Consider the following 25,662-nt stretch of genomic DNA (forward strand, 5'->3'; position numbering starts at 1 on the left):
CGAACGGAGTGCCTGATGGACTTCGGTCTGTTCACCGACCGTGCGCGCGGCGTCATCCAGGCTGCGCAACTGGCGGCTCTCGCCGGACGCCACCAACAGCTCGTCCCCGAACATCTCGTGAAGGCCCTGGTCGAGGACGCCGACGGCGTGCCCGCCAAGCTGATCCGCGATGCCGGCGGCGATCCCGAGCTTTTGAAGACCGCCGCCGAGGAAACCCTCAACCGCCAGACCCGTGTGGATGGCGAAGGGCCGCACCCGATCTTCATGTCCCCGGCGCTCGCCGGCGTGCTCCAGAACGCCGTCGAGACGGCGCGGGGGGCCGGCGACAAGTTCGTCTCCCCCGAACGGCTCCTCGAATCGCTGGCCGCCCAGGGCGGCGCCACCCGCGCGCTGTTCCACCGCGCCGGTGTCGATCCCGCGGTGCTGGTCGAGGGCGTCGAGTCGCTGAGCAAAAACCGCCCGGCCGATCGGCAGGAGGATGCCCAGATGGGCGAGGCGCTCGCCAAATACGCCCGCGACCTGACGGAAGAGGCGCGGCAGGGCCGTCTCGACCCGGTGATCGGGCGTGACGACGAGATCCGCCGCACCATCCAGGTCCTGGCCCGGCGCACCAAGAACAACCCCGTGCTGATCGGCGAACCCGGCGTCGGCAAGACCGCCGTTGTGGAGGGTCTGGCCCAGCGGCTGGCCTCCGGCGACGTGCCGGAGGGGCTGAAGGACCGGCGCGTGCTCGCGCTCGACCTCACCGCCCTGCTGGCCGGCGCCAAGTTCCGCGGCGACTTCGAGGAGCGGCTGAAGGCCGTCCTGTCGGAGGTGCAACAGGCGGCGGGCCGCATCATCCTGTTCATCGACGAGCTGCACTCGCTGATCGGCGCCGGCCGCACGGACGGCGCCATGGACGCCGCCAACATGCTGAAGCCCGCGCTGGCGCGCGGCGAGCTGCGCTGCGTCGGCGCCACCACGCCGGACGAGTACCGCAAGTACATCGAGAAGGACGCGGCGCTGGCCCGCCGCTTCCAGCCGGTGAACGTGGACGAGCCGTCCGACGAGGACGCCGTGTCGATCCTGCGCGGCATCAAGGGCAAGTACGAGGTGCACCACGGCGTGCGCATCGCCGACGCGGCGGTGGTCGCGGCGGTGCAGCTCTCCGCCCGCTACATCGCCGACCGCCGCCTGCCCGACAAGGCCATCGACCTCGTCGACGAGGCGGCCAGCCGCCTGCGCATGGCGATCGACAGCAAGCCGGAGGCGCTGGACGCCGTCGGCCGCCGCGTCGCCCAGTTGAAGATCGAGCGCGAGGCCCTGAAGTCGGAACCGGACGCCGCGTCCCAGGAACGTCTGCACAAGCTGGAGTCCGAACTTGCGGTGGACGAGGCGAAGCTGACCGCCATGGAGGAGGAATGGCGCGTCGGGCAGTCCCGCCGCACCGAGGGCCGCCGCCTGAAGGAGGAACTGGACCAGGCCCGCACCAAGCTGGAGCACGCGCAGCGCGACGGCGACTGGGCGAAGGCCGGCGAGCTGGCCTACGGCGTCGTTCCCGACTTGGAGAAGCGTCTGGCCGAGGCCGAATCCCGCGCCAACGCCGAGCGGGAGGAGGTGACGGCGAAGGACATCGCCGCCGTGGTCACCCGCTGGACCGGCATCCCGGTGGACCGCATGCTGGACAGCGAGCGGCAGCGGCTGAAGGGCATGGAGGACCGGCTGGCCGAACGCGTCGTCGGTCAGGCCGAGGCGGTGCGCGCCGTGTCCAAGGCGGTGCGCCGGGCGCGGGCCGGGTTGAAGGACCCGAACCGTCCCACCGGCTCCTTCCTGTTCCTCGGCCCGACCGGCGTCGGCAAGACGGAGCTGGCCAAGGCGCTGGCCGCCTTCCTGTTCGACGACGAGACCGCGGTCACCCGCGTCGACATGTCGGAATACATGGAAAAGCACTCCGTCGCCCGCATGATCGGCTCGCCCCCGGGCTATGTCGGGTATGACGACGGCGGGACTCTGGCCGAGAAGATCCGGCGCCGGCCCTATCAGGTCGTCCTGCTGGACGAGGTGGAGAAGGCCCATCCGGACGTGCTGAACGTGCTGCTCCAGGCGCTCGACGACGGGCGGCTGACCGATGGCCAGGGCCGCACGGCGGACTTCCGCCACGCGATCCTGATCATGACGTCGAACCTGGGGGCGGACGCCCTGACGGCGCTCGGCGAGGACGACAGCCTGGAAGGGGCGCGGATCGAGGTGATGGACGCGGTGCGCCGCGCCTTCCGGCCGGAGTTCCTGAACCGGCTGGATGACGTGCTGATCTTCCGCCGGCTGGGGCGCGAGCAGATGGCCCACATCGTGGACATCCAGCTCGCCCGCGTCGCCGACCGTCTGGCGGAGCGCGGCCTGTCGCTGACCGCCGACGACGCGGCCCGCGCCCGGCTCGCCGACCTCGGCTGGGACCCGGCCTTCGGCGCCCGCCCGTTGAAGCGGGCGGTGCAGAATCTGGTGGAGGACCCCATCGCCGAGCGGCTGCTCGACGGCGAGGTGGACGAACGCTCGACCCTGCACCTGTCGGCGCGGGACGGTCGCCTGACCTTGGACGGGGTGCCGGTCGAGGAGGACCGCGCCACCGGCTTCAAGGCCCCGGAACGGCCGCCGCTGGGCTTCGCCCTGACCGGCGGCGGACGGAGCAGCGCCGCCGTCCACTGAGCGTGACGCGACACGAGAACCCCGGCCCGCAAGGGCCGGGGTTTTTCGTTGAGCGCGTTTCCCCAGCGCACCGACGATCTCCGGCTGTCTGTGGTAAGCAGGGGACGGTCGCGCCGTCATCGGCGCATCATGCGGAGAGCCGGGGAATGAGCGGACGGAACGGATACGGTGAAAACGCGACAGCGCTCACCGAACAGTACGAGAGCGTGGCCTTCGCCGATGTGCATCGCGATGTGCTCCACCTCTTTCCCTCCCGGCCGAGCCGCGTCCTGGACATCGGCGCGGGCACCGGACGGGACGCGGCCGCCCTCTCGCGGCTCGGTCATGATGTGACCGCCGTCGAACCGACGCCGGAGCTTCGCAGCGCGGGAATGCGCATCCACGCCGCGACGCCGATCCACTGGCTCGACGACAGCCTGCCGGAACTGACCGTGCTGCGAGGCGACGGCGGACGCTACGACGTCGTCCTGCTCACCGCGGTGTGGATGCACCTCGATGAGGCCCAGCGAGCCATCGCCATGCCGCACATCGCGTCCCTCCTGAACCCGAACGGCCGGGTCGTCATGTCCTTGCGGCACGGCCCGGTGCCGGCGGGGCGGACCATGTACGACGTCTCGGCCGCCGAGACCATCGCGCTTGCCGCGTCCGTCGGCCTTCGCTGCATCCATCGGAACGACCGGGAGGACATGCTCGGCCGCGGCGACGTGTCCTGGAGCTTCCTCGGATTGGAGGCGCGCTGACCGCCTTACGACCTCTGCCGCTCGGGCACCATCAGCCAGCGCGCCAGCGCGTAGAGATTAATCCCCACATAGACCGCCGCCCCGACCACCCCCATGATGAGGCCGCCGAGTTGCTGGTCGGCGAGCGCCGACAGGCCCCAGGGCGCCGTCGTCTCCAGATGGTAGACGAACAGCGGCTGCGGGGCGAAGATCAGCAGGGCCGCCAGGATGGCGAGATGCACCGAGGTGCCGAAGGCCGACAGCAGCCCCCGCCCCCGCATCGCCCCATCGTCGGGGGCCAGCACCGTCCGCCACGCGGCCACCGCGCCGACGAGCAGGCTGGCGTGCATGACCCACAGCACCGCGTCGAAGCGCAGCGCCGCCATGTAGGGTCCCGGCAGGTGCCACACCCAGAGGAACAGCCCGAACAGCCCCCAGGCGATTTCCGGAACGGCCAAAGGTGACGCCAGGACCCGCGCCCAGTTGGGCCAGCGGAGCTCGCCCATCGGCCAGGACAGGACCAGCAGGGGCGCCGCGACCTGGATGGTCAGGAGATGCTGGACCACCCGCGCCGAGAACAGGGCGGAGGTCAGGTTGCACAGCGGCGACACGAAGGCGGCGAACAGAACCAGCCAGCCGGCGGCAAAGCACCAGGGCTGGTGCCGCGCCATCCCCGCTCCATGCCGCCGCACCACCATCGCGTATCCCGCGGCGGCCAGGGCGAAGACGGACAGCAGGACCGGGTCGCCGTTCCAGGCGCTCCAGAACCCGTCCGGCACCGGTGGGGCGCCGCAATAGGGAATGATAGACGGCAGCGTTTCGGCGAGCGGCGTTGCGGTGGGCACGGCTGGACCTCCCTTGGTCGACAGCCGTGTAAAACCGGGAATGGCCCTCGGGTTCCCAAACGCCGCCCTTTGGCTCAGGCCCGTTCGGCGGTTTCGATCAGGTCGGTGCGCCCGATACGGCGCAGGGAGGCCTCAAGCCGCGTGTCGTCCTCGCGGATTTCCCGCAGGGTGTGCAACGTGAACATCACATGCGCCTCCGCCGCCGTGTGGGCGGCCTCGGCGTCGCCGGCCAGCACCGCGTCGACGATGGCCAGATGCTGCTCCAGCAGCAGGTCGCGCACGCCGGGCCGCGTGTAGAGCCGGTCGCGGTTGTAGAAGACGTCGTTGCGCAGCATCTCCGACAGCGCGCCCATGATGTGCAGCATCACCGTGTTGTGCGCCGCCTCGTAGAAGGCGAGGTGAAGCTGGGCGTCCACGTCGGCCTCTTCCGACGGGTCGTCCTTGCCGTGGGCGTCGCGCATGCGCTGGGCCAGGGCGCGGATCGCCTGACGGTCGAGGTCGGTCGCCCGCTGCGCGGCCAGCTTGGCCGCCGCCGCCTCGATGGAGGTGCGGAACTCCAGATAATGGAAAGGCGCGTCCGGGTCGGACTGAAGCAGCGCCGCCAGCGGGGCGGCGATGGGCGCCAGGAACTGCGCGATGTGGGTGCCGTTGCGCCCGGAGACGAGCAGCCCGCGCTCCTCCAGCTTCTCCAGGGCGTCGCGCAGCGACGGGCGCGAGACGTCCAGCTTCAGCGCCAGATCCCGCTCCGGCAGCAGCTTCTCCCCCGGACGCAGCACGCCCTCCCGGATCAGCGTCTCCAGATGGTCGGCGATGGCGTCCGCCAATTTGGCCGGCTTGATCATTCCCTTGCCCTGCCCCTTGCCCTGCATCCGCAGAAATCCCATCCGATCCCGAAGGTTAGATATCGTCACGGCTTCCGCGCGTCCAGCCCAACCGCACCCCATGGCACCGTTTCCCGATCGCAGCGCTATCGAAGGGGGTCAGGTGGTAATACCACGGGCAAGAAAAAGTCTCTCGCGACGCCGACGGTAAATTGAATTTTCCCTATTGCCAACCATTGCGACCCAATGTATCCGTTCAGAGCCTTTGGTCATATGTTTTGACCGGAGCCCAACCCAAGAAAAAACTGATCTCCACGGTCGAACGGCCATGGAATGACAGGCGGCGCGCGTCCGGATAAGACGTGCGGATCCGGGCTCCACTCATGGTCGCTGGCCAAAGCGCAGAACCGAGAATCTGCGGCATAGGTAGGAAACATGCAGCCCTGGACACAAGTCTACGATCCCGCGGGTAACCTTTGGCTTTCGGCACTTGTGGCCGCGTTGCCGATCATCTTCTTCTTCATCGCGCTGACGATGCTGCGCATGAAGGGCCACGTCGCGGGCACCATCACCGTCGCCATTTCGCTGGCCGTCGCCATCCTGTTCTACAAGATGCCGGTCGGCATGGCCCTGGCGTCCGCCGGATACGGCTTCCTCTACGGCCTGTGGCCGATCGCCTGGATCATCGTGGCCGCCGTGTTCCTCTACAAGATCACGGTCAAGACCGGTCAGTTCGAGATCATCCGCTCGTCGGTGGTGTCGATCACCGAGGACCAGCGTCTTCAGATGCTGATGGTCGGCTTCTCCTTCGGCGCCTTCCTGGAAGGGGCTGCGGGCTTCGGCGCGCCGGTCGCCATCACCGCGGCGCTGCTGGTCGGGCTGGGCTTCAACCCGCTCTACGCCGCCGGTCTCTGCCTGATCGCCAACACCGCCCCGGTGGCCTTCGGCGCCATGGGCATTCCGATCATCGTCGCCGGTCAGGTCACCTCGCTCGACCCGTTCCGGATCGGCGCCATGGCCGGCCGCCAGCTGCCGCTGCTGTCCGTCTTCGTGCCCTTCTGGATCATCATGATCATGGACGGCTGGAAGGGCGTGCGCGAGACCTGGCCCGCCATCCTGGTCGCCGGCGGCACCTTCGCCGTCACCCAGTATTTCACCGCCAACTTCATCGGGCCGGAGCTGCCGGACATCACCTCCGCTCTGGTCAGCCTCGTCAGCATCACCGTCTTCCTGAAGTTCTGGAAGCCCAAGGCGATCTTCCGCTTCCCCAACTCCCCGCTGCCCGCCGGCCCGGTGCCGCAGTCGGTCGGCGCCATGGCGTCGAGCGAGTTCAACGCCCAGCGCGGCTACAGCGCCGGTGAGATCGCCAAAGCCTGGTCGCCCTTCCTGATCCTGACCGTGATCGTCACGATCTGGAGCCTGAAGCCCTTCAAGGCGCTGTTTGCCAAGGGCGGCGCGCTGGCCGACACGGTGCTGTACTTCCCGGTCGCCGGGCTGGACAAGCTGGTGCTGAAGGCCGCCCCGATCGTCGCCTCGCCCAAGCCCATCGAGGCCGTCTACAAGCTCGACCTGCTGTCGGCCACCGGCACGGCCATCCTGATCTCCGCGATCATCACGATGGTCATGCTGAAGATGCGCCCGGCCGACGGCGTCAAGACCTTCGTCGAGACGGTCGGCGAGCTGAAGCGCCCGATCTACTCGATCGGCATGGTCCTGGCCTTCGCCTTCATCGCCAACTACTCGGGCCTGTCCTCGACCCTGGCGCTGCTGCTGGCCGGCACGGGCGGCCTGTTCCCGTTCTTCTCGCCGATCCTGGGCTGGCTGGGCGTGTTCCTCACCGGCTCCGACACGTCGAGCAACGCGCTGTTCTGCGGCCTGCAGGCCACCACGGCGCAGCAGGTGGGCGTGTCCGACGTGCTGATGGTCGCGGCCAACACGACCGGCGGCGTCACCGGCAAGATGATCTCCCCGCAGTCGATCGCCGTGGCCTGCGCCGCGGTGGGTCTGGTCGGCCGCGAGTCCGAACTGTTCCGCTTCACCGTGAAGCACAGCCTGTTCTTCGTCGCGATCATCGGCGTCATCACCATGATCCAGGCCTACATCCTGCCCTGGATGATCCCGTAAGCGTCGAAGCCAACCCCCTTCTCCTCCTCCCGGGGAGAAGGGGCGTCATCCACTGCCGAGCTTTATTTCCTACGGCGCCGCTCGGCCTTCCATCCGGTCGGGTGGCGCCGCTTTCTTATTGCATTGCAGCAGCACAGCGCTGCGTTTGGTCAATTCATTTTACCATTGCGGCCACCCAGCAAATCGATTATCCGACATACTGACTGTGGCACACAACAAGCCGTCCGTCCGACGGGCGGAAACAAACCTCGCCCCAGCACCCGCAACCCGGACCGGCGATCACGGAGGAGTCGTCGCGCGGTCCCATATCCGGAGGCCCCGAGAACCGATGCTGCCCGCGCCCTATGACCGCCTGCACGCGGCCCTCCGGGAGTTCATGCCGGACGAACGCCTCGTCACCGACCCGCTGCGCACGCTGGCCTACGGGACCGACGGCAGCTTCTACCGCCTGATCCCGAAGATCGTCGCCATCGTCGAGGCCGAGGGCGAGGTGGTGCGGCTGCTCAACCTCTGCCGGGAGCTGAAGACCCCGGTGACCTTCCGCGCCGCCGGCACCAGCCTGTCGGGCCAGGCGGTCACCGATTCGGTCCTGGTTCTGCTGGGCGACAGCTGGCGCGGCTGCACCATCCCGCCGGGTGCCGCGACGGTGACCCTCCAGCCCGGAGTCATCGGGGCGGAGGCGAACCGCAAGCTGGCCCCCTTCGGGCGCAAGATCGGTCCGGACCCGGCCTCGATCGCCACCGCCAAGATCGGCGGCATCGCGGCCAACAACGCCAGCGGCATGTGCTGCGGCACCGCGCAGAACAGCTACCGCACGCTGGCCTCCATGCGGCTGGTGCTGGCCGACGGCACGCTGCTGGACACCGGCGACGCCGCCAGCCGTGACGCCTTCGCGGTCAGCCACGGCGCCCTGCTGTCCGCCCTGTCCGGTCTGGCCGCCCGCACCCGCGCCGACGAGACCCTGGCGGAGCGCATCCGCAACAAGTTCCGCATCAAGAACACCACCGGCTACAGCCTGAACGCCCTGGTCGACTTCGAGGAGCCGATCGAGATCCTCCAGCACCTGATGATCGGGTCGGAGGGCACGCTCGGCTTCCTGTCGGAGATCACCTACAACACGGTGCCGGAACACGCCCACAAGGCGAACGCGCTGCTGATGTACCCAGACATCGGGGAGGCCTGCCGCGCCGTCGCGCTGATGAAGCCGACGCCGGTCTCGGCCGTGGAGTTGATGGACCGCGCCTCGCTGCGCTCGGTCGAGGGCAAGCCGGGCATGCCGGACTTCATCGGCGGGCTGGGGCCGGACGCCTCCGCCCTGCTGGTGGAGATCCGCGGCGAGGACGCGGCGGCGCTCGACGCCAACATCGCCGCGGTCAGCGCGGTGATCGCCCAGACCCAGACCCTGTTCCCGGCGACCTTCACCACCGACGCCAAGCTGGGCGAAAGCTACTGGAAGATCCGCAAGGGCCTGTTCCCGGCGGTCGGCGCCATGCGCAAGGTCGGCACCACGGTCATCATCGAGGACGTGGCCTACCCGCTCGACCGGCTGGCCGAGGCGACGGTCGAGCTTCAGGCCATGTTCCTGAAGTTCGGCTACACCGAGGCGATCATCTTCGGCCACGCGCTGGAAGGGAACCTGCACTTCGTCTTCACCCAGGCCTTCGACACCGACGAGGAGGTCGACCGCTACCGCCGCTTCATGGACGCGGTGTGCGATCAGGTGGTGCGCAAGTACGACGGCTCGCTGAAGGCGGAGCACGGCACGGGCCGCAACATGGCGCCTTTCGTTGAGATGGAGTGGGGTCCGCAGGCCTATGGCCTGATGAAGGAGATCAAGGCGCTGCTCGACCCGCAGGGCCTGCTGAACCCCGGCGTCATCCTGAACGACGACCCGGAGGCGCATCTCAAGAACCTCAAGGCGATGCCGGCCGCCCACCCGCTGGTGGACACCTGCATCGAGTGCGGATTCTGCGAGCCGACCTGCCCGTCGCACAAGATGACGCTCTCCCCCCGCCAGCGCATCGTCGGCTGGCGCGAGATTTCGCGTCTTGAGGCCACGGGTGCCGACGCGGCTCGGCTCGGCGCTCTGCACGAGGCCTACGATTACCAGGGCATCGACACCTGCGCGGCCTGCGGCCTCTGTTCCACCGCCTGCCCGGTTGGGATCGAGACGGGGCTGCTCATCAAGGCGATCCGCGGTGACCGGCGCGGGGCGATGGCCCAGGGATTCGGCACCTACGTCGCCGAACACACCGCCGGGGCCTTGTCGGTCGCCCGCACCGGCCTGAAGCTGGCCGATCTGGCGAAGCGGACGCTGGGTGACGACACGGCGAACGGGCTGTTCGAGAAGCTGCGCTCCGTAACCGGCCAGCGCCTGCCGCATCTGCCGCGCGCCCTGCCCACACCGACCAACTTCACGCCGCTGCCTCAGGCCAAGGCGTCTGCCGACGCGCCGACCGTGGTCTATGTGCCGAGCTGCACCAGCCGCAGCATGGGGCCGGCCGCCAACGACCCGGAGAAGACCCCGCTGCCGGTGAAGGTGGAGGCGCTGTTCCAGAAGGCCGGCTACCGCGTCGCCTATCCGGAGCAGCTGGCCTCGCTGTGCTGCGGCATGCCGCTGGAGAGCAAGGGGCTCGCCGCCCAGGCCGACGCCAAGGCGGAGGAGATGGTCCGCGCCATCTGGGCGGCCAGCGCCGACGGCACGGCCCCGGTGGTCCTGGACACCAGCCCCTGCTCTTTCCGGCTGAAGAAGCACCTGAAGGACGCCGGGCTCCAGGTCCTGGATCTGGTCGAGTTCATCCACGACCATCTGCTGGATCGTCTGAATTTCACCAAGCAGACGGAGCCGGTGGTGCTGCACTTGACTTGCTCCACCCGCCGCATGGGGCTGGACGCCAAGATGAAGGCGGTGGCCGCCGCCTGCGCCACCCAGGTGGTGGTGCCGGAGGATGTCGGCTGCTGCGGCTTCGCCGGCGACAAAGGCTTCACCACGCCGGAGCTGAACGCCCACGCCCTGCGCCACCTGTCCAAGGACATCCCCGCCGGGGCCAAGGCCGGCTATTCGAACAGCCGGACCTGCGAAATCGGCCTGTCCGACCACTCCGGCTTGCCGTACCGTTCCATCGTCTATCTGGTCGATGCCTGCTCGACGCCGAAGGCTCCCGCCACGGCTTCCGCGCGCGCGTCGGAACCCGCGTTCTGAGGCGGGAGGGAGGAAAATCATGAGCCACGACGGCACCATAAGCCGCCCCGCCATCGAGCGGCCGGAAAGCGTCTATTTCTTCGGCACCTGTCTGGTCGACCTCTTCTACCCGGACGCCGGCATGGCCGGCATGGAGCTGCTGAAGGCGCAGGGCGTCCGCGTCGTCTTCCCGCAGGGCCAGAGCTGCTGCGGCCAGCCCGCCTACAACTCCGGCTACCGGGAGGAGGCGCTGAAGGTCGCCCGCGCGCAGCTGGACTATTTCCCCGGCGACTGGCCCATCGTCGTGCCGTCGGGGTCCTGCGCCGGCATGATGAGCAAGCACTGGCCCGACCTGTTCAAGGGCGAGCCGGACGAGGCCCGCGCCCGTCAGGTGGCGTCGCGCGTGTGGGAGCTGACCCAGTTCCTCGTCCAGGTCCTCAAGGTCAAGTTCGAGGACCAGGGGCCGCCGGTGAAGATCACGTGGCACGCCTCCTGCCACGCCCAGCGCGAAATGGGCGTGACCGACGAGCCGAAGACCCTGCTGCGCCAGCTCGCCAACGTCGAGCTGGTCGAGTTGCAGCGGGAGAAGGAATGCTGCGGCTTCGGCGGCACCTTCGCCGTGCGCCATCCGGAAATCTCTGCGGCGATGGTCGGCGACAAGGTGGCGGACATCGAGAACACTGGGGCCAAGGCCGTGGTGTCCGGCGACTGCGGCTGCCTGATGAACATCTCCGGCGCGCTGGAGGCTGGCCAAAAGCCGGTCCGTGGCGTCCACATCGCCCAGTTCCTGAAGGAGCGCACCCATGGGTGAGAGCAGCATCAACTTCGCGAAGGCCTCCAGCGCCGCGCTCCAGGATCAGCAGCTCCGCGGCAACTTCCGCCGCGCCATGGACGGGCTGATGTCCAAGCGCGCGGTGCAGTTCGCCGACACCGCCGAGTGGAACGGGGTCCGCGCGCTCGGCGCCTCGGTCCGCCTGCGCGCCCTGTCCAAGCTGCCGGAACTGCTGGAGAAGCTGGAAGCCAACTGCACGAAGAACGGCATCCAGGTCCATTGGGCCTCCACCACCGACGAGGCCAACGCCATCGTCCTGTCCATCATGCAGCGCGTGAACGCGAAGCTGGTGGTCAAGGGCAAGTCGATGGTGTCGGAGGAGATGCACCTCAACGCCTTCCTGGAGAAGCGCGGCATCGAGTGCCTGGAAAGCGACCTCGGCGAATACATCGTCCAGCTTGATGAAGCGATGCCCTCGCACATCATCATGCCGGCGATCCACATGAATACAAAGCAGATCGCCCATCTGTTCAAGCAGAAGATCAAGGAAGCGGAATACACCGAGGACGTGGCCCAGCTCACCGACCTCGCCCGCCGCGTCCTGCGCAAGAAGTTCGCGACCGCCGACGTCGGCATCTCCGGCGTCAACATGGCGGTGGCGGAGACGGGCACGCTCTGCCTGGTCGAGAACGAGGGCAACGGGCGCATGAGCACCACCGTGCCGCCCGTCCACATCGCCGTCATGGGCCTGGAAAAGGTCGTCGAGAAGCTGGAAGACGTGCCGCCGGTCATCAGCCTGCTGACCCGCTCCGCCACCGCCCAGCCGATCACCACCTACGTCAACATGATCTCCAGCCCCCGCAAGGCGGGCGAGAAGGACGGCCCGGACGAGATCCATCTGGTGATCCTCGACAACGGGCGGTCGGGCATCTACGCCGACGAGGAGCTCCGCAACACGCTGCGCTGCATCCGCTGCGGCGCCTGCATGAACCATTGCCCGGTCTACACCAAGGTCGGCGGCCACGCCTATCAGGCGCCCTACCCCGGCCCGATCGGCTCGATCCTGATGCCGCAGGTGGAAGGGCTGGAGAAGCGGGGCGAGCTGCCGCACGCCTGCACCATGTGCAACGCCTGCGTCGAGATCTGCCCGGTCAAGATCCCCATCGTCGAGATCATGGGCCGCCTGCGGTCGGAGGCCGTGCACCCCGGCGACGCGGTGCGGGGCGCCGGCTCGCACGCCAGCAAGGCGGAGGCGATGGTCTGGAAGGGCTGGTCGATGACCTACGCCTCGCCGCTCGCCTACCAGTTCGCCACGGCGCTTCTGGCCAAGCTGGGCAACGCCGCGCCGGCCAGCCTGCCGCTGCTCAAGGAGTGGACGAACGTGCGGGCCAAGCCGCGCTTCGCCAACCGCACGCTCCACGCCCTCGCCCGCGAGAAGGGGATTCCCGATGTCTGAGTCCAGAAACGCGATCCTGGGCAAGCTGCGCGCCGGTCGCGACGCCCACCCGCTGACCCCGCCGGAGTCCGACTTCGCCGTCCTGCGCAACAAGCGCTGGGACGGCGCGGAACGGCTGGAGCGCATCAAGCGCATGATGGAGGCCGTCCACACGGAATTCCTGGAGACGACGGAGGCCGACTGGCCTACCGACGTCCAGGCCTTCCTCAAGGCGCAGGGCACCCGCAACCTGCTGTTCGGCCCGGCGACCGAAGCCGGGGGGCGCCTGTCGGCCGAATGGGCGGAGGGCGGGCCGGAGCTGATCCCCTACGCCGACCGGGTCGAGACTTTCAAGGAACGGCTGTTCGACGGCATCGACGCCGGCATCACCACGACGCTGGGGGCCATCGCCGACACCGGCAGCCTGATCGTCTGGCCGACGCCGGAGGAGCCGCGGCTGATGTCGCTGGTGCCGCACATGCATCTGGCGCTGCTGCGCGCCGACGCGCTGTACGACACCTTCTGGCAGGCGATGACCGAGAACCGCTGGGCCGACGGCATGCCGACCAACGCCCTGCTGATCTCCGGCCCATCGAAGACGGCGGACATCGAGCAGACGCTGGCCTACGGCGTCCACGGGCCGAAGCGGCTGGTGGTGGTCGTTATCCGCTGACGGCGTCGGCGCTCACGGAAGCAGCGGGTCAGAGGCCGGCCTTCACGCCGACGGTGTGGACCAGCACCGTCATCGTGTCGGTCGGCACCTCCACCGTCACGGGGACGACGCGCCCGCTCTCCGGCGCGCGGGCGAACCACACGGTCGCCTTGCGCTCGACCCCTTCGGCGAAGAAGCGGTCCCGGTCGCGGTCGCCCTCGAAGCCGGCCACCGGGCGGACGGTGACCGCGCAGACCTCCGCCGATCCCGTAGCGATGCGGTAGCGCGACGAGGGCAGGTTGCCCTGGCCCTGCGGCGTCATGATGATGTCGTAGCGGCGGCGCCCGTCATAGACGGGGTAGCGGCCGCCGCAGCCACCCGCCCGGCTGGCGGTCAGGATCACCGCCGCCCCGGCGCTCAGCGGATCGATGCTGCCTCGGCGGCTGTCCGGCGGCACCCGCGCCGCCTTGTCGGGGCTCAGCGGCGGCTCAGCCTCCACGTCCACCCCGTCGGAGCCGAAGGTCAGCGTCATGATGTCCTGCTTGCGGCGCAGGCGGCGCTCGCCGCGGAAGCGGTCGGGCTGGGCGGTGCCGGCCTCCAGCCGGCCGGCGGATTCGGCGTGGTAGCGGAAGTTGGTGAAGAGGCCAAGCCAGGGCACCGCCTCCGCCTCCAGCGCTGCGCGGTAGCGGCTGGCGGCGCCCTCCGCCTCCTCCGTCAGCACGACGCTGCCGCGCGCCAGGGAGACGCCGCCGCCATAGGCGGCGAAGTCCAGCTCCAGCGTCGCGGCCGATCCAGCCGCCGGCAGAAGACACAGCAAGCCGGCGGTTAGGACAATCCGTTTCACGGCGAACGCCTCACGTCGATGGTCCGCCCTCCGCGACGACCAGATCCTGGTATTCGGGGTGGCGCTGGATGTATTTGGCCACGAAGGGGCAGACCGGCACAACCTTCTGCCCGCTGGAGCGCGCGTCCTCCAGCGCGCCGCGCGCCAGCGCGGAGCCGATGCCCTGCCCGGCCATGCTCTCCGGAACTTCGGTGTGGGTGAAGACGATGGCCCCGTCGCGCTTTTCGTACTCCACCACCGCGGTGGCGTCGCCCACGGTCAGCTCGTACCGGTTCTTGGCCGCGTTGTTCTTCACGTCCCCGCTCATTCCCCACCCTTTCCCTTGTCGTCGAAACCGATCACCACCCCCTCGTCGGCCCGCAGGCGCAGGGCGCCGGACGCCGGCTCCCCACCACGGTCGAGATGGGTGGACAGCCGGATATGGGCAGCGTCGGGCACCACGTCCACCTTTCGCTCCGCCGCCGACAGGTTCAGCAGGACACGGAAGCGGTCGCCTTCATGGCGGCGCTCGTAGACCAGGACGTCGTCCTCCGCCGACACCGGCTCGTAGCATCCGACCGACAAGGCCGGCTCCGCCCGCCGCAGCGCCAGCAGGGCGCGGTGCAGCGCCAGCATCGAGGACGGGTCGGCCGCCTGTGCCGCGACGTTCACCCGGTCGTGGTCGGGGCCGATCGGCAGCCAGGGCTCGCCGGTCGTGAAGCCGCCCTGCGGACCGCCGTCCCAGGGAATCGGCGTGCGCACCGGATCGCGGCCCAACCCCAGGCCGGGGATGTTCTTCTCCCACGGGTCCTGCACGCGGTCCGGCGGGATCGCCACGTCGGTCATTCCGATCTCGTCGCCCTGGTAGAGCGTCGGCGTGCCGCGCAGCGTCAGCAGCAGCATGGCCGCCACCCGCGCCTGCCCCCGTCCCAGCCGGCTCGCCACGCGGGAGCGGTCGTGGTTGCCGAGCACCCAGTTCGGCCAGCTGCCGGGCGGCAGGGCGGCCTCGTAGGTGCGGATCAGCGCGGCCAGCGCCTTGGCCTCCCACGGGGTGGACAGCAGATGGAAGTTGAAGGGAAGCTGGAAGCCCGTCAGGTCGGCGCCGTAATAGGCCATGAGCTGGTCGATGGGCAGATAGGCCTCGCCGATCAGCAGCCGGTCGGGGCCGTACTCATCCGCCACGCGGCGCATGGCGGCGATGGCGTCGTGCACCTCCGGCTGGTCCACGGTGTGGAGGCGGATCAACCGGCGGACCGGCGACATGCCCTCCCGCCAGCCGGGGTTCGGCGGGTTGTCGCGGAATTGCGCGTCCTTGATCAGATGGTGGATGGCGTCCACCCGGAAGCCGTCCACCCCGCGCTCCAGCCAGACGCGCAGCGCGTCGAGCATGGCCGCGCGCAGCGCCGGATTCCGCCAGTTGAGGTCCGGCTGCTCCTTCAGATAGGCGTGGTAATAGTATTGTCCGGTCGCCGCGTCCCATTCCCAAGCGCCGCCGCCGAACTCCGACAGCCAGTTGTTCGGCGGTCCCCCGTCCGGGGCCGGGTCGCGCCAGATGTACCAGTCCCGCTTGGGATCGTCGCGCGACGAGCGGCTGGCCTGGAACCACGGGTGTTGGTCGGAGCTGTGGTTGGGCACGAAATCCAGGATCAGCTTCATGCCCCGGCGGTGCAGTTCCGCCAGCAGCCGGTCGAAATCCGCCATCGTCCCGAACAGCCGGTGGATGCCCGTGTAGTCCGACACGTCGTAGCCGAAATCGGCCATCGGCGACGGGTAGATCGGCGACACCCACAGCGCGTCCACCCCGAGCGCCTGGAGATGGTCGAGCCGGGCCAGGATTCCCGGCAGGTCGCCCACCCCGTCGCCGTTCGAATCCTGGAAGGAGCGCGGGTAGACCTGATAGATCACCCCGCTCTGCCACCACGCGACGCCGTCTGCCATGATGCCGTCCGCCATGAGCGGGTCCTCAGCCGATCAGCAGGGATTCGGCACCGTCGATCCAGACGGGGGTGCCGGTGATGTGCTTCGACCGGTCGGACGCCAGGAACAGCGCCAGCTCCGCCACGTCGGCGCTGCTGCCCGGCTTGCCACGGGTCAGCGGAATTTCGCCGTCGGGATATTCGGCGGCCTCCTCGGCCTCCGCGGTGTTGCGCGCCTGGGTGTTGTCCTGGATCGCGGTGTCGATCATTCCCGGACAGATGGCGTTGACGCGGATGCGGTGCTTGGCCAGTTCCAGCGCCAGCATCTGGACCATGGCGACCTGCGCCGCCTTGGTGCAGGAATAGGCGGTGGCCCCGGCGTTGCTGAACACCCGCGTTCCGTTGATCGAGGCGGTCACCAGCACCGATCCGCCGCCCGCCTTCTTCAGATGCGGCACCGCGTGGTGCAGCGTCAGGTAGGTGCCGCGCAGGTTGATGTTGATGGTGCGGTCCCATTCCTCCGGAGTCAGCTCGTCGATCGGCGCCCAGACGCCGTTGATGCCGGCGTTGGCGAAGACGATGTCCAGCCGCCCGTACTCCTGGACCAGCCGGTCCACCGCCCGCTTCACCGCCTCGCTGTCGGCGACGTCGGCGACCAGGGGAATCGCCTTGCCACCCGCCGCGGTGATCTCCTCCGCCGTCTTGCGGATCTCATCCTCGGTGCGGCTGAGCACGCCGACGCTCGCCCCGGCGCCGGCGAACAGGGTGGCGGACGCCTTGCCGATGCCCGATCCGGCCCCGGTGATGAGGGCGACTTTTCCGTTCAAATCCATGGTGAAACCGGCTCCGCTGCTTGTGCTGGGACAGCAGAGCCAACCGATGGCGGCCGGGGCGGTTCCCGTGTTTCTAAGCACCCACGGCGGGCGCGCGGCGGTTCACCAGCCAGATGCCGGCGCAGACCAGCAGCATCGCCGCGGCGAGGCTCACGCTGATCCGCTCGCCCAGCAGCAGGGCGCCGGACAGCACGCCGAACAGCGGGGTCAGGAAGGTGAAGGCCGACAGGCGGGCCGCCGGGTAGCGGGCCACCAGCCAGAACCAGGCGAGGTAGGAGGCGAAGGCCACCACCACGATCTGGAAGGCGAGGCAGGCCAGCGCCAGCGGGCCGGGCGCGGTCACCCCCGCCTCGCCCATCAGAAGCGAAGCCACCGGCATCACCGCCCCGGACACGGCGAGCTGGTAGAACAGCACCTTGGTCGAGCTGGCGCGGACCAGCCGGCTACCCTTGATGACCAGGGTGGTGGCCGCCCACAGCACCGCCGCGGCCAGCACCATCAGGTCGCCGATCACTTCGCGGTTCGTCGGCAGGCGCAGCCCGTCGGCGAAGGCGACGGCCACCCCGACGAAGGCGCAGGCCAGCCCGGCCGCCTGGACGCCGCGCATCCGCTCCCCCGGCAGCAGCAGATGCGCACCGACCGACACCAGGAAGGGGGCCGTGTAGAGGAACAGGATGCTGCGCGACACCGTGGTGTAGGACAGCCCGGCATAGACCAGCAGGAACTCCCCGGCGAACAGCAGCCCGGCCAGCAGGCCCAGCCCCAGCGTGCCGTCCCGCTCGAACAGGCGCATGCCGCGCAGCGCCGCCCAGGCCCACAGCAGGGCCAACGCGCCCAGCGAGCGCAACCCGCCCTGGAGCACCGGCGAGAAGCCGGTCATGGCGACCTTGATGGCGACCTGCTGCAGGCCCCAGAGCAGGCAAAGCAGGACCAGCGTGGCGGAGGCGGCGCCGTCCAGCTCCGCGCGGCGTTCGTTGATGGCGATGGCGCTCATGATGATGGCCGCGGCGGCGCGGCGGTCCGCCGCCATCCCACCGCACGTCCTCCCCCGTTCATTCTTCCTTCAGCGCGCAGAATGGGGCGCCACCGGGAAGCCGGTCAACGAACGCCTGCGAAGGGCAGACCCGCGCGTGGGCGCGCTGGCCCCCTTGGACTTTTGTGCAATGCGGTACGCAGGCATGCCCACAATGCGCAGCTCACCGCCGTCCCGTGGTTCATATTGAAAGGGCAATCGATGGCGCCGCTGTTGCGGCGTTCACCTCTTCCACGACAAATCAACACCCGAAAAGGAACGGACGTGATCCACAAGATCATGGACAAGATCGACCGCGTCATCGCCCAGAAGCGTGAGACCGGCGAGCTTGATGCTTGGCTTTCGAACGGTATGGCCCGCCGTTACTGCCAGGAACTGACGGTTTCACAGAAGCACTATTACCCTGCCCTGCTGCTGTACGTGGAACGGCACGCCGGGATCGGTTGACACGGCGCCCATAGTCCGGCCGTCAAGGCGGCGGGCGGCGGGCGGTGGCGTTCACTCCGCCGCCCTGGCGACCGGCCCCTCCAGGTCCGACCGGCGGGCGCGCAGGGTGGCGAGCTTCGCCTCCAGCTTGCGAATCTCCTTGTCGAGCTTCTTCGCGCGCTTGCCGTCCTTCTTTGAGACGGTGCCGCCGCGCGCGGCGATGCGGGCGTTGATCGCCGCCTTCGTCTCGTCCGGCAGGCGTTTCCAGTGCTTCACCTCGGCGCGGGTGCGGAAGCAGCCCAAGCAGCGGTCCGCCGCGTCGAAGCGGCAGAGCTTCGTGCAGGGATTGCGGGTGTCGTGTGTGCCCATAGCGCCATAGGATGGGTGCTGCGGTGCCGAAGGAAAAGCCCTCGCCACCCCGTCCTGCGGACGATTCTCAGAAATTGCTCAGGGCGCCACGCGCCCGGACAGGCAGGAAGCCCGCGCCCGCTCGTCCACCGCCGCGGCGGCGGCGGCCGCCGCCCCATCCCCACGATAGAGCGCGGCGGGAAGCGGCCGGCCGGTGGCCTCGCCCTCCTTGCGGTGCCAGGACAGGATGCAGGAGCAGACCCGGACCGCCGCCTCGGTGGAGCCGGTGTTCTGCGCGGCGAAGGGGCTGGCCTCGCAGGCCGCCAGGAAATCCCGGTTCGCGTCGGTCCGCCCGCCGTCCGGCGGGTCGCCGCTGAAGACCAGCAGCGCCGCCAGCGACGCGAAGAAGAAGACGAACAGCAGCGAACGCGGGTTGCGGAACACGGGCGGAAGCCTCCCCTTATGCCGAACGCACCTGATTGAGAAACGCGCCGGCCTGCTCGCGCAGAGCCAGCGCCTGCCGGCCGAGATCGGCGGCGGCAGAGCGCACCTCCGACGCCATGGTGCCGGTCTCGTGCGCGGAGGCCGACACGTCGCGAACGCTGTGGGTCACCTCCGACGTGCGGTCGGCGGCGCGCTGGACGCTACGGGCGATTTCACCGGTGGTGGCGTTCTGACGGTCGGCGGACTCGGCGATGCGGCCGACCAGATCGTTGACCGCGATCACCGTGCGCCCGATGCCGCCGATGGCCGTCACCGCGCTGCCGGTCACCGCCTGGATCTCCGCCACCTGCTGGGCGATCTCGTCGGTCGCCCTGGCGGTCTGGTTGGCGAGCCCCTTCACCTCGTTGGCGACGACGGCGAAGCCCTTGCCGGCCTCCCCCGCCCGCGCCGCCTCGATGGTCGCGTTCAGCGCCAGCAGGTTGGTCTGCGCGGCGATGCTCTGGATCAGCGTCACCACCTCCCCGATCTTGCCGGCGGCGGCGGCAAGGCCCTCGACCGTGTGGTTGGTGCGCTCCACCTCCTCCACCGCGTTGCGGACCATGCGGGAGGACTCGTCGATCTGGCGGGACACCTCGACGATGGACGCCGTCAGCTCCTCGGTGGCGCCGGCCACGGTCCGCACGTCGTCGCTGGCCTCGCCCGCCGCGCCGCTGACCGCGGCGGCCTGCCCGCTGCTGCGCTCGGCGATGTCATGGAGACGCTGGGCGTTGGCTTCGAGTTGGGCCGTCGTGGCGCTCAGCGTCTCGACCACGCTCAGCATCGTCTCGTCGAAGTTGCGGGCGACCGCGTCCAGCGCGTCGCGGCGGTCCCGCTCGGCGCGGGCGCGTTCCTCCGCCTGGGCGGCGTCGAGCCGGGCCACCCGCTGCGCGTTCTCCTTGAAGACGCTGAGCGCCCGGGCCATGCCGCCGATCTCGTCCTTGCGGCCGAGCGCCGGAATCTCGACCGACAGGGTCCCCGTCGCCAGCCGCTCCATGGCGCCGCGCATGGCGGACAGCGGGCGGAAGATGCGTCGCGACAACAGCAGGCTGCCGCCGGCCACCAGCAGCGTCACCGCGGCGCCCAGCCCACCGATCATCGTCTGGGTGTCGCGGATCGGGGCGAAGAACTCAGCCCGCGGCACACCGACATAGAGCACGCCGACCACCTTGCCCGAGCGGTCCTTGATCGGGTCGTAGGCGGTGTAGAAGGGAACGCCCAGGATGTCGGCCTGCCCACGGTACGGCTCGCCCCGGACCAGCACGGCGTCGTAGACCGGCCCCTTGGCCAGTTGGGTGCCGACGGCGCGCGCGCCATCCGGTTTCTGGACGTTGGTGGTGACGCGCGTGTCGCCCATGAACAGGGTGGCGGTGCCGCCGACCAGCGCCTTCACCCGGTCCACCGGCTCGAAGAAGCCGTTCAACGCACGGTCGCCGGCGTACAGCGTGCCGTCGCGGACGCTGATGTCCCGCCCGTACTGGTTCAGCACGTCCCAGGCGACGCGCATGTTCGTTTCCTGCCGCTCGACCGCCATGCGCTCCGCATAGCGGCTCAACAACGTTTCGTTGACAGCAAAGGTGCTGCTCGTCAACACTGCCAATCCACCGACACACAGCGACACCGTCTTGCCCGAAAGCGACAGCGAGCCGACCCCCGTCAGCAACCCCATGGCGAACCCCCGCCCCCAATGATGCCCAGTGAATCCCAGCGTTTCGTACGCCAACGAACCGCAGAGGCATAAAAGCGTCAGAGGCTCTTAACAAATCGTTCCGCACTGCACCATGCCCTGCCCCTGGCGGGGCACGACGCATGCCGTTTTAGAGTGATTCAAATATATATGAACAGCTGTTCATATAGATTGACACCCACACTCTGCGGCGTTAGGGTCCGCCTCGTCATTGGGGAGTAGCCACCCTCCTGCGAGAGGGGCGTGCGCCAACAGACTCGGGACCATCCTTTCTCAGGACGTCCCGTGGTGCACGCGGCAGCCGGACAGCGTCCGGCCGGTTCGGCAAGACCGATGGTGCGGATGTTCCCGAAGGCCAACCGGGGGTAGCCGTGCTGTCGTGTCCGTTTGGCCGGAGTTCGTTGCCATGCTCGGTGTGACCTCCCTCGTCCTCGCCGTCAGCCTTTCCATGGACAGCTTCGCCGCAGCGCTGGGCCGTGGCGCCGTTCAGAAGCGTCCGGGCCTGTCCGAGGCGTTGCGGGTCGGTTTCGCCTTCGGCCTCTGCCAGCTCTCGATGGCCTCGATCGGCTGGGCGGTGGGTTCGGCCTTCGCCGGCTTCGTCCAGGCGGTGGACCACTGGATCGCCTTCGGCCTGCTGCTGCTGATCGGCGGATCGATGATCCGCAACGCGCTGGCCGGGGAAGAGGACGACGAGGCGGCGGCCGCGCGCTCGGGCTGGCTGGCCCTGCTGACCGTGGCGGTGGCGACCAGCATCGACGCCAGCGCGGTGGGGGTCGGCCTCGCCATGGCGGACGTGAACATCGCGGTGACCGCCAGCCTGATCGGCGTCGTCACCTTCCTGATGGGCTTCGGCGGCGTCCTGCTGGGCCGGGCCGCCGGCCCGCTGCTCGGCCGCCGCGCCGAACTGATCGGCGGCCTCGGGCTGCTCGCCATCGGCACCAAGATCCTGGTCGAGCACACCCTTCTTTAACGCCGGGCAATCACGCCCGTTTTCAGGCGGCGACCGCTTGGACGATGTGGCCGGCCGCGGCGGCGGCCACCGTCTGGGCGAGCAGGCCCGGACGCTCCTGAACCCGGTCGCAGACCGCGCCGAAGTCGACGGACAGCGTCCGCTCTCCGCGATCGCGCAAGTCGCCGCAGCGCCGCCCGGCGTGCTCCAGGGTCGCCAGGGCCGCCCGGATGACTCCGGCCGCGATCTTCAACCGGCTGGCCCGCGCCGCGCCGGCGATCTCCTGGTCGTTCTGCGCCAGCCAGTGGGACAGCCCCTGCGACGCCACCGTGAACTCCCGTTCCAGCGCCGCCGGATCGCACGGCACCGCGCCGTCGGGCAGGCACAGCCGGCCGTTGGCGGAGGGGTAGGACAGCGCCGCCGCGATGATCGCGGAGGCCAGTTCCTGCCCGGAAAAGGGCATCGTCACACAATCACTCATCATACAAGCGTTCATCGGTTCGCTCTCCAGCAGGACCCGGCGCCCGGTCAGGGCACGGACAATTGCGCGCGGGCCATGCCGCCGTGCAGCGTGTCGAAGCAGACCACGCACTCCGGCGAGTCGGCGATGTAGGCCAGAACATCCGCGTAAGGGCCATCGATGTGGATAAGTTCCGCCCCGCGATCCTCCGCCGCGCCGCGGCTGTGGGTGATCGTCAGCATGTCCATGCGCGGGCCGCGCCCGCCGGTGGTCGCCGCCAGCACCGCGGCCCGCTGCCGATGATCAGAATGGCGATGATCGGACGGCCGATGATCGGGGCGCAGGGCGACCACGACGCCGGCGGGAGCGGCATCGTCGACACCGCGGAGGGCGTTCGGGCGGCTTCCGGGACGGACGGCGGAAAGGGTCTTGACCATGGCTCACCTCAAGGGCTCGGGCTGGCGATACGGACGGACTGGCTTGGCGGAGGGGGCGGACAATCGCCTTGCCTCACTGTTGGTATACCGTATCCCAGAACAATCTTAGCTTCAAGGGCGATTTCGCGAAATTTTCATCCCGCTCCGCAGCAAGACATCCTTTGACCCCAGAGTCCGGGCGGCTTTTCCACAGGGAGGAAAAGCGCAGCCTCCGCGCTGGACAGGCGGGCGCGGGCGTGCTCAGAGGATAGGGTCGGTCACTGTCACGGGAATCGGTCCATGGACCCGGTCGCCACTTCCGTCATCCTCGTCCACGGCGCCTTCGCGGACGGCTCCGCCTGGAGCCGCGTGATCCCCCTGCTCCAGGCCCAGGGGCTGGAGGCGATCGCCGTACAGAATCCGCTGACTTCGCTGGACGAGGACGTCGCCCATGTCCAGCGCGCCATCGACCGCGCCAAGGGGCCGGTTGTGCTGGTCGGCCACTCTTGGGGCGGGGCGGTGATCACGCAGATCGGGAATCAGGACAAGGTGAAGGCGCTGGTCTATGTGGCGGCCTTCGCGCCGGGGGTCGGCCAGTCGCCGAACGACACGCTGAAGCCCTTCCCGCCCTCGCCCGGCCTGTCCAGCGTGTCGATGGACCGCGCGGGCTATCTGCATTTGTCGGCGGAGAGCCTGGCGGCGAACTTCGCCCAGGATGTGCCGGCGACGGAGGCGGCGCTGCTGGCCGCGACGCAGGGGCCGGTCCATGCCGGCTGCTTCCGCACGCGCGTGACCGCCGCGGCGTGGGAGCACAAGCCGTCCTGGTACGTCGTCGCCGGCGAGGACCGGATGCTTCCCCCGGCCTTCCTGCGGGCGACCGCCGAGCGCATCGGCGCGCGGACGGTCGAGGTCGGGACCAGCCACGTCCCGCACGCCTCCCGGCCCGACGCGGTGGCGGCGGTGATCATCGAGGCGGCGGGCGCCCGCTGACGGGCACCCGACCGCTCCCAATCACGATTTCAGGGCCACGATTTCAGGGCCACGGTTTCACGGCATCACCCGGCAGCGCAGCAGCAGGCGGGCTCCGGATCGGATTCGTCGTCGTTCGCGGCGACGCAGCCGTGCGCCGTGCCCAGCAGGCGATGGAGATAGTCGTTCCACAGCGACCCGCAGGCCGGGGCCGGCGGCGGAACGAACGGCGTCGGCGACAGGTCCGGCGGGGGCGGTTCCGCGATCCGGTCGAAGGTCATGGGCGTCTCCTCCAAAATGCCACCCGCCGACCGGCGGGCGTCGGCGCTTGCTGCGCTCTGATGCGCGCCACGATAGCGGAAGTCAGTGTTCCGCACAGCCTGTTCGAAAGCCACTCCACCTCCGGCATAGAAGCCGTCATAGAAGAAGGGTCGGCTGGTCAGGCCCATCATTGGCACCCTTAGCTGTGCCGTGACGCCAATCCCTTTCGTCTGTTGATGAGGCGCAAAGCTGCATCGACACGGACACCGATTAGGAGAGAGGCGCGTCATGGCGAATCTTCAGAACATCCTCGGCACCCTTCTGGCGACCGGCATGGGAGGGCACAGCCGCAGGAGCCCGCAGGATCTGGGGTCGATCCTGAGCCGGTCAGGGATGGGCTCGGGATCGGCGATGCACGCCCGCAGCGGCATGGGCGTCGGCCCCATGGCCGGGCTGGGCGCGCTTGCTTACCTCGCCTACCGCGCCTATCAGGAGCGGCAGCAGAATATGCCGCCCTCCGGACAGCCCTCCTCCGGACAAGCCCCCGCCCGCTCCGGGCAGCCGGGGAGCAGCCCGTGGGGGGCGCCGCCGTCCGGCTCGGGCAACACGCCGGGGGGCATCCTCGGCGGCATTCTCGGCGGGGCCGGCGCTTCCGGTGGCGGCTCGCTGGGCGAGCGGCTGTCCCAGGTCTTCCAGCAGCGCACCGCTCCCCCGCCCGACGCCGCCCCGTCCGGGGCCGGCGAGGGCGCCTTTCCCGAACTCGCCATGGAGGACCAGCACGCCCTGCTGCTGATCCGCGCCATGATCGCCGCCGCCAACGCCGACGGCGAGATTTCCGAGGTCGAGCGCCAGCGCGTCATGTCCGCCCTGGACGAGGCCGGCGGCGGCCCGGAGGAGCGGCGGATCGTGGAGCAGGAACTGTCCCAGCCGCAGTCGCTCGACTCGCTGGTCCGCTCCGTCACCGATCCGGACATGGCGGAGCAGGTCTATCTGGCCTCGTTGATGGCGGTGGACCGCGAGCATGAGGCGGAGCGCGCCTATCTCTCCTACCTCGCCACCCGCCTGAAGATCGCCCCGCAACGCGCCGAGCAGCTCAACCAGGCGGCGTGAGTTTCCCGTCGCGAAACCCTCTCCCGCACCCGGCGGGAGAGGGTTTTCTGTGGTCCAATCTCTTGACGCTGCGGCCACACTCGGCGCAGGGTCTTGTCCCACTCTCCGCCACCGGGACCACCACCATGCTGCTGGATGACGCCGTCGACCGCGTGCTCCGCGATCTCGAAAGCTACGGGCGCGACAACGACGCGCGTGAGGGCGACCGCGCCCGCAAGATGCTGAATCTGGAACGCGAGACGGCGGAGCTTTTGCACATCCTGGTGCGCAGCGGGCGCCGCCGCCGGGTGCTGGAGATCGGCACCTCCAACGGCGTCAGCACCCTGTGGCTCGCCGCGGCGCTGCAGGCCGTCGGCGCCACGGACCCGCTGACCAGCATCGAGCGCGATCCGGGCAAGAGCGCCCAGGCCGCCACCAACCTGGAGCGCGCCGGGTTGGCCAGCCGCGTCAACCTGCTGGTCGGCGACGCGACGGAGACGGTGGCGGGGCTGGACGGCCCCTTCGACTGCGTGTTCTTCGACGCCGACCGCTGGAGCGCCCCGGAGCAGCTTCGCCTGCTGCTGCCGAAGCTGGAGCCGGATTGCCTGCTGCTGGCCGACAACGCCCTGTCGCACCCGCAGGAGATCGCCGGCTACATCGCGGCGGTGGAGGCCCTGCCCGGCTTCGGCTCCACCATCTTCCCGGTGGGCAAGGGGCTGCACGTCGCCTGCCGCCCCTGAC

25 protein-coding genes and 1 riboswitch are annotated in these 25,662 nt (G+C 69.4%); of the genes, 12 read left to right on the forward strand and 13 right to left on the reverse strand.

Features of this window, described 5'->3' with window-relative positions; translation table 11 throughout:
* The first annotated feature begins 15 nt into the window (after positions 1 to 15).
* A complete protein-coding gene (clpB, locus tag FBZ83_RS07115) occupies positions 16 to 2,682 on the forward strand; it encodes an ATP-dependent chaperone ClpB (protein WP_145681794.1) in 2,667 nt (888 codons plus the stop codon).
* 146 nt (positions 2,683 to 2,828) lie between these two features.
* The gene (locus tag FBZ83_RS07120) at positions 2,829 to 3,422 is read left to right on the forward strand and encodes a class I SAM-dependent methyltransferase (RefSeq protein ID WP_145681795.1); all 594 of its coding nucleotides are present in this window, start codon (positions 2,829 to 2,831) and stop codon (positions 3,420 to 3,422) included.
* Positions 3,423 to 3,427: 5 nt separating this feature from the next.
* Here the strand turns inward: FBZ83_RS07120 and FBZ83_RS07125 are convergent, their stop codons facing one another.
* Both FBZ83_RS07125 and FBZ83_RS07130 read right to left on the reverse strand, forming a co-directional pair.
* Positions 3,428 to 4,246: a cytochrome c oxidase assembly protein gene (locus tag FBZ83_RS07125; protein WP_145681797.1), complete on the reverse strand. Its 819-nt coding sequence runs from the start codon at positions 4,244 to 4,246 to the stop codon at positions 3,428 to 3,430.
* A 74-nt stretch (positions 4,247 to 4,320) separates the two neighbouring features.
* The gene (locus FBZ83_RS07130; protein ID WP_247888190.1) at positions 4,321 to 5,130 is read right to left on the reverse strand and encodes an FCD domain-containing protein; all 810 of its coding nucleotides are present in this window, start codon (positions 5,128 to 5,130) and stop codon (positions 4,321 to 4,323) included.
* A 372-nt stretch (positions 5,131 to 5,502) separates the two neighbouring features.
* Here FBZ83_RS07130 and lldP point away from each other — a divergent pair, with 372 nt between their 5' ends.
* From lldP to FBZ83_RS07155, 5 genes are all read left to right on the forward strand, one after another.
* A complete protein-coding gene (gene lldP / locus FBZ83_RS07135; protein WP_145681798.1) occupies positions 5,503 to 7,191 on the forward strand; it encodes an L-lactate permease in 1,689 nt (562 codons plus the stop codon).
* Between the two features lie 328 nt (positions 7,192 to 7,519).
* Positions 7,520 to 10,393 carry an FAD-binding and (Fe-S)-binding domain-containing protein gene (locus FBZ83_RS07140; RefSeq protein ID WP_145681799.1) on the forward strand — a complete coding sequence of 958 codons (2,874 nt, stop codon included), beginning with the start codon at positions 7,520 to 7,522 and terminating at the stop codon, positions 10,391 to 10,393.
* Positions 10,394 to 10,412: 19 nt separating this feature from the next.
* A complete protein-coding gene (locus FBZ83_RS07145; protein ID WP_145681801.1) occupies positions 10,413 to 11,183 on the forward strand; it encodes a (Fe-S)-binding protein in 771 nt (256 codons plus the stop codon).
* The gene (locus FBZ83_RS07150) at positions 11,176 to 12,600 is read left to right on the forward strand and encodes a LutB/LldF family L-lactate oxidation iron-sulfur protein (protein ID WP_145681802.1); all 1,425 of its coding nucleotides are present in this window, start codon (positions 11,176 to 11,178) and stop codon (positions 12,598 to 12,600) included. Before FBZ83_RS07145 ends, FBZ83_RS07150 begins: the two co-directional genes overlap by 8 nt.
* Entirely contained in the window at positions 12,593 to 13,252 is a 660-nt protein-coding gene (locus FBZ83_RS07155) for a LutC/YkgG family protein (RefSeq protein WP_145681803.1), read from the forward strand. The genes FBZ83_RS07150 and FBZ83_RS07155 overlap by 8 nt, the downstream gene beginning before the upstream one ends.
* A 28-nt stretch (positions 13,253 to 13,280) precedes the next feature.
* Here FBZ83_RS07155 and FBZ83_RS07160 read toward each other — a convergent pair whose 3' ends face one another.
* The 5 genes from FBZ83_RS07160 to FBZ83_RS07180 form a co-directional block, all read right to left on the reverse strand.
* Positions 13,281 to 14,075, reverse strand: a complete 795-nt coding sequence (locus FBZ83_RS07160) for a DUF3108 domain-containing protein (RefSeq protein ID WP_145681804.1) — start codon at positions 14,073 to 14,075, stop codon at positions 13,281 to 13,283.
* A gap of 10 nt (positions 14,076 to 14,085) precedes the next feature.
* Positions 14,086 to 14,382: a GNAT family N-acetyltransferase gene (locus FBZ83_RS07165; RefSeq protein ID WP_014242492.1), complete on the reverse strand. Its 297-nt coding sequence runs from the start codon at positions 14,380 to 14,382 to the stop codon at positions 14,086 to 14,088.
* Positions 14,379 to 16,007, reverse strand: coding sequence for an alpha-amylase family glycosyl hydrolase (locus FBZ83_RS07170; protein ID WP_247888191.1), 1,629 nt, complete (start codon positions 16,005 to 16,007; stop codon positions 14,379 to 14,381). The genes FBZ83_RS07165 and FBZ83_RS07170 overlap by 4 nt, the downstream gene beginning before the upstream one ends.
* 10 nt (positions 16,008 to 16,017) lie before the next feature.
* On the reverse strand, positions 16,018 to 16,803 hold the full coding sequence (locus tag FBZ83_RS07175) for an SDR family oxidoreductase (RefSeq protein ID WP_145681806.1): 786 nt from the start codon (positions 16,801 to 16,803) through the stop codon (positions 16,018 to 16,020).
* Between the two features lie 73 nt (positions 16,804 to 16,876).
* Complete coding sequence (locus FBZ83_RS07180; protein WP_247888192.1) at positions 16,877 to 17,833, reverse strand: DMT family transporter; 957 nt, start codon at positions 17,831 to 17,833, stop codon at positions 16,877 to 16,879.
* 204 nt (positions 17,834 to 18,037) lie between these two features.
* On the opposite strand from FBZ83_RS07180, the gene FBZ83_RS07185 reads away from it, so the two are divergent.
* Positions 18,038 to 18,283 carry a hypothetical protein gene (locus FBZ83_RS07185; RefSeq protein ID WP_247888193.1) on the forward strand — a complete coding sequence of 82 codons (246 nt, stop codon included), beginning with the start codon at positions 18,038 to 18,040 and terminating at the stop codon, positions 18,281 to 18,283.
* A gap of 51 nt (positions 18,284 to 18,334) precedes the next feature.
* Here FBZ83_RS07185 and FBZ83_RS07190 read toward each other — a convergent pair whose 3' ends face one another.
* The 3 genes from FBZ83_RS07190 to FBZ83_RS07200 all read right to left on the reverse strand — a co-directional run bounded on the left by FBZ83_RS07190 (position 18,335) and on the right by FBZ83_RS07200 (position 20,759).
* Complete coding sequence (locus tag FBZ83_RS07190; RefSeq protein WP_145681807.1) at positions 18,335 to 18,631, reverse strand: DUF1289 domain-containing protein; 297 nt, start codon at positions 18,629 to 18,631, stop codon at positions 18,335 to 18,337.
* A gap of 78 nt (positions 18,632 to 18,709) precedes the next feature.
* On the reverse strand, positions 18,710 to 19,054 hold the full coding sequence (locus tag FBZ83_RS07195; RefSeq protein WP_145681809.1) for a hypothetical protein: 345 nt from the start codon (positions 19,052 to 19,054) through the stop codon (positions 18,710 to 18,712).
* Between the two features lie 16 nt (positions 19,055 to 19,070).
* Positions 19,071 to 20,759 (reverse strand): methyl-accepting chemotaxis protein, encoded by a 1,689-nt coding sequence (locus tag FBZ83_RS07200; RefSeq protein WP_145681810.1) that lies wholly within the window; start codon positions 20,757 to 20,759, stop codon positions 19,071 to 19,073.
* Between the two features lie 219 nt (positions 20,760 to 20,978).
* Positions 20,979 to 21,125: riboswitch (yybP-ykoY riboswitch) on the forward strand.
* Positions 21,126 to 21,183: 58 nt separating this feature from the next.
* Between FBZ83_RS07200 and FBZ83_RS07205 the strand changes: the two genes are divergently transcribed.
* Complete coding sequence (locus FBZ83_RS07205) at positions 21,184 to 21,747, forward strand: manganese efflux pump MntP (protein ID WP_114856783.1); 564 nt, start codon at positions 21,184 to 21,186, stop codon at positions 21,745 to 21,747.
* Between the two features lie 22 nt (positions 21,748 to 21,769).
* Here the strand turns inward: FBZ83_RS07205 and FBZ83_RS07210 are convergent, their stop codons facing one another.
* Together FBZ83_RS07210 and FBZ83_RS07215 are read right to left on the reverse strand one after the other, a co-directional pair.
* A complete protein-coding gene (locus FBZ83_RS07210) occupies positions 21,770 to 22,195 on the reverse strand; it encodes a hypothetical protein (RefSeq protein ID WP_200476373.1) in 426 nt (141 codons plus the stop codon).
* A 59-nt stretch (positions 22,196 to 22,254) separates the two neighbouring features.
* Complete coding sequence (locus FBZ83_RS07215; protein ID WP_145681813.1) at positions 22,255 to 22,623, reverse strand: hypothetical protein; 369 nt, start codon at positions 22,621 to 22,623, stop codon at positions 22,255 to 22,257.
* Between the two features lie 279 nt (positions 22,624 to 22,902).
* Between FBZ83_RS07215 and FBZ83_RS07220 the strand changes: the two genes are divergently transcribed.
* Positions 22,903 to 23,592, forward strand: coding sequence for an alpha/beta fold hydrolase (locus tag FBZ83_RS07220; protein WP_145681814.1), 690 nt, complete (start codon positions 22,903 to 22,905; stop codon positions 23,590 to 23,592).
* 65 nt (positions 23,593 to 23,657) lie between these two features.
* Here the strand turns inward: FBZ83_RS07220 and FBZ83_RS31845 are convergent, their stop codons facing one another.
* Positions 23,658 to 23,852, reverse strand: coding sequence for a hypothetical protein (locus tag FBZ83_RS31845; RefSeq protein WP_247888194.1), 195 nt, complete (start codon positions 23,850 to 23,852; stop codon positions 23,658 to 23,660).
* Between the two features lie 268 nt (positions 23,853 to 24,120).
* Here FBZ83_RS31845 and FBZ83_RS07230 point away from each other — a divergent pair, with 268 nt between their 5' ends.
* Together FBZ83_RS07230 and FBZ83_RS07235 are read left to right on the forward strand one after the other, a co-directional pair.
* Entirely contained in the window at positions 24,121 to 24,942 is an 822-nt protein-coding gene (locus FBZ83_RS07230) for a tellurite resistance TerB family protein (protein WP_145681818.1), read from the forward strand.
* Positions 24,943 to 25,067: 125 nt separating this feature from the next.
* Positions 25,068 to 25,661: an O-methyltransferase gene (locus tag FBZ83_RS07235; protein ID WP_145681821.1), complete on the forward strand. Its 594-nt coding sequence runs from the start codon at positions 25,068 to 25,070 to the stop codon at positions 25,659 to 25,661.
* The last annotated feature ends 1 nt before the right edge of the window (position 25,662 follow it).

The organism is Azospirillum brasilense (assembly GCF_007827815.1).
GTDB lineage: Bacteria > Pseudomonadota > Alphaproteobacteria > Azospirillales > Azospirillaceae > Azospirillum > Azospirillum brasilense_C.